Annotated in this window: 5 protein-coding genes; all 5 read left to right on the top strand. The window is 55.8% G+C overall.

Annotation, left to right across the window (positions count from 1 at the left end; translation table 11 throughout):
- On the top strand, positions 1–163 hold a 163-nt coding region (locus JRI95_16745; GenBank protein ID MBW2063193.1), incomplete at its 5' end, for an IS110 family transposase.
- A 99-nt stretch (positions 164–262) separates the two neighbouring features.
- Positions 263–1,741, top strand: a complete 1,479-nt coding sequence (glpK, locus tag JRI95_16750) for a glycerol kinase GlpK (protein ID MBW2063194.1) — start codon at positions 263–265, stop codon at positions 1,739–1,741.
- Entirely contained in the window at positions 1,741–2,292 is a 552-nt protein-coding gene (locus JRI95_16755) for a twitching motility protein PilT (GenBank protein MBW2063195.1), read from the top strand. The genes glpK and JRI95_16755 overlap by 1 nt, the downstream gene beginning before the upstream one ends.
- A 266-nt stretch (positions 2,293–2,558) precedes the next feature.
- Positions 2,559–3,446, top strand: coding sequence for a CoA-binding protein (locus JRI95_16760; protein MBW2063196.1), 888 nt, complete (start codon positions 2,559–2,561; stop codon positions 3,444–3,446).
- Positions 3,407–3,559 (top strand): hypothetical protein (locus JRI95_16765; GenBank protein ID MBW2063197.1); only part of this gene is annotated, 153 nt, incomplete at its 3' end. The genes JRI95_16760 and JRI95_16765, both read left to right, overlap by 40 nt.

Raw genomic sequence — 3,559 nt, forward strand, 5'->3', positions numbered from 1 at the left:
GGTAGCCATCCAGCATAATCCCGTAATTCGCCAGTACTATCTTAAACTACTGGAAAAAGGAAAATCCAAGATGACAGCCGTGGTGGCTGCCATGCGTAAATTAATTGTGATCCTCAACACCATCATGAAAAAAAATCAAATGTGGGAGCCTAATTTATCTTGATCTTCAAAACAGTCGCTACATCTGCTGATTAATTTGGAAATAAGCCCATGGCTAAATTTTACAAAAAGGTTTAATCTATGACCTCGACTGGAGAAAGCGATGCCTGATACGATTTTAGCCATTGATCAGGGAACCACGGGCACGACCGTTATGCTGCTCGACCAAGACCTGAACGTCTTAGCCAAGGGGTACCGGGAAATCATGCCGATTTTCCCGCATCCCGGATGGGTGGAGCATGACCCGGAAGATATCTGGAAGTCGGTTCTTTCTGCCTTAAAGATAGCCCTTAAGCAAGGCCGGGTCTCGCGGTTCGATATAAAAGCGATCGGCGTCACCAACCAGCGCGAGACAATCGCGGTCTGGAACCGGAAGACAGGCAACCCTTTTCACAATGCCATTGTCTGGCAGTGCCGCCGCACCGCGGGAATCTGCGAAGAACTCAAGGAAATGGGCCATGAAGACCTGTTTGTGAAAAAGACCGGCCTGGTGCTTGACCCTTATTTCAGCGGTACCAAACTGAAGTGGCTCTTTGACAACTTATCGGGTCTTCATAAGGAGGCAGCCGCGGGGAGAGTCGCGGCGGGCACGATTGACACCTTCCTGGCCTGGAAGCTCACCGACGGCCGCGCCCACGTGACCGATGTTTCCAATGCCTCGCGCACACTGCTCATGGACCTGAAAACGCTTGACTGGGACGAGCGGCTGTGCCGCATCCTTGGAGTGCCTCTGAGCATCCTGCCGGAAATCAGGGATTCGGCCGGGGTCTTCGGGCATACCAGGGACGTTCCCGGCCTGCCAGACGGCGTGCCGATCTGCGGCATGGCCGGCGACCAGCAGGCAGCCCTTTTCGGCCAGGCCTGTTTCGAACCCGGTGAGGCCAAATGCACCTATGGCACCGGGGCGTTCCTGCTCATGAACACCGGGCCTGCGCCCCTCTTAAGTAATAACCGGCTCCTGACCACGGTGGCCTGGAAGCTGGGGAGGCAGACGACCTACGCCCTGGAAGGGTCCGCCTTTATGGCCGGAGCCGCGGTGCAGTGGCTGCGTGACGGGCTGAAGCTAATTACGAGCGCCGCGGAAATCGAGGACTTAGCCGGAGCCGTGCCTGACACCGGCGGCGTGACCCTGGTTCCGGCCTTTGCCGGGCTGGGCGCGCCGTACTGGCGCAGTGAGGCGCGGGGTCTGATCTGCGGGCTGACCCGGAGCACGACCCGGGCCCACCTGGCGCGGGCCGTGCTGGAAGGGATCGCGCTTCAGAACGTGGAAATCCTTCAGGCCATGGAGGCTGACTGCGGCCGCAAACTGCGTAAGTTAAAGGTTGACGGCGGCGCGGCCGCCAATAACCTCCTGATGCAGATGCAGGCGGACTTCCTGGGCCGGGAGATCGTGCGTCCGGCCATGCTGGAAACCACGGCCCTGGGCGCAGCCTTCCTGGCCGGGCTGGGCGCGGGCGTCTGGAAGGAGACCAAGGATATCGCCGATGTGTGGAAGGAAGACCGGGCCTTTGTCCCGCAAATCACGGATAACGAGCGTGCAGCGGTCCTTAAGCGCTGGCGCGAGGCCGTGGGCAAGGCCTAATGAAGATCAATGTTTCCATAAGATTCTACGAGGAGCTGAATGATTTTCTTGCGCCTGAAAAACAGAAACGTGAGTTTACAGCGTCCGCAAAAGATTCCTTTAATGTCCAGCAGTTGATAGAATCCCTGGGCGTGCCTGAGAGCGAGGTTGATCTAATCCTCGTCAATGGCAGACCGGTCCCCTTTTCACATCTGCTTCAGGATCAAGACCGCATATCTGTTTATCCTGTGTTTGAGACCTTTGATATTTCTGCGGTTTCAAGGCTCAGGGAAAGGCCGCTGCGCACCCCGAGGTTTCTGCTGGACGTCGGCCTTGATAACTTATTGAATTATTTAAAAATATTGGGATTTGACGCCGCGGAAGCAGCCCATGACGAGGCCAGAGAGATAATCACCCAGGCCCGGGCCGAGCACCGCATCATCCTGACCAGGGATGAAGGACTAGTTAAGTCAAAAGAGATTGATCGCTGCTACCTGGTCAAGAATGACACCCCTCTAGAGCAATTAAAAGAGATTATTAAGTATTTTAATCTGTTTTCTTTGATTTCCTAACTTTTCCTTCTGTTTTCTTGATTGAAGCAGGCTCAGCTTAAAAAAATATGTTTCATGTGAAACACTGCTTACCTGGAGCTATTTAATTATATTTATTGATATTTTTTAATATCCTCAAAACGTGACGGCCTGGACCGATCATGAATGGCCTTGGCCTGAAAAGAACTTTTCGTTTGACACCACGGCAGTTATTTCCTATATAGTGCCCTTTTGAAGGAGATTTCTAATTATTTTCCCCATGACCTTCAACTCACTTACAGGCGCCTATGGAATCAAAGAACGTACTCAAGACCTTTTTTGAGCCTCAAGGAATCGTGGTGGTTGGAGCGCGAAGCACTCGAGCCTTCGGCTATGGAATCCCTCTCCAGCTCATAGAGCAGGGCTGGGGCGACCGCACCCATCTGGTCAACCCCAAAGGCGGGGACCTGCACGGCCTCCCGGTTTATAAGCGTGTGACTGAAGTGCCTGACCCGGTTGATTTGGCCGTGGTCATTGTGCCTGCCCCAACGGTCCCGGAGGTGCTTGCTCAAATCGGTGATCGAGGCATAAGACACGTCATCATTCAGAGTGCGGGATTTGCCGAGATCGGCCCGCAAGGCCGGGCCTTGCAGGCCGAGGCCGAGAAGGCGGCGGCAGAACACGGCCTCAGGATCGTTGGCCCCAACTGCGTCGGCGTGGTCAACACCGCCAACCGGTTTACCACCTCCGAGGTCATGCCCGAGGCCCTCAAACCGGGTAAGCTCGCTGTCATCGCCCAGAGCGGCGTCTTTGGGCACAACCTGCTGGACAGGTTCAACGAAAAAGGCCTCTTCATATCCAAGGCCATCACCCTGGGCAACAGAATGGATGTCAATGAAAGCGAGGTCCTGGATTACTTACACCACGATCCAGACACCAGGGTCATTACCATGTACCTTGAAGGCGCGGCCGACGGACGGCTTTTAGTCGAGACGTTGAAGAGAGTGACTAGCGACAAGCCGGTGCTGGTGCTTAAAAGCGGCCGGACCCCGGTGGGCCGGTGCTGGTGCTTAAAAGCGGCCGGACCCCGGTGGGCCGTGCCGCCACGGCCTCACACACCGGCAGTCTCTCCGGGGAGGATGAACTGTACCAGGGCATGTTTGCCCAGTCTGGCGCCATCAGGGCCAAAAGCCTGAACGAGCTGGTGGAGTTGGCGCAGGTCTTTTCAACCCAGCCCCGGCCGCGCGGCAATCGTTTCGCAATCGTAACAGGCAGCGGCAGCATGGGGGCCCTGGCCGCTGACACGGCC

It is taken from the genome of Deltaproteobacteria bacterium, assembly GCA_019308995.1.
Lineage (GTDB): Bacteria > Desulfobacterota > Desulfarculia > Adiutricales > JAFDHD01 > JAFDHD01.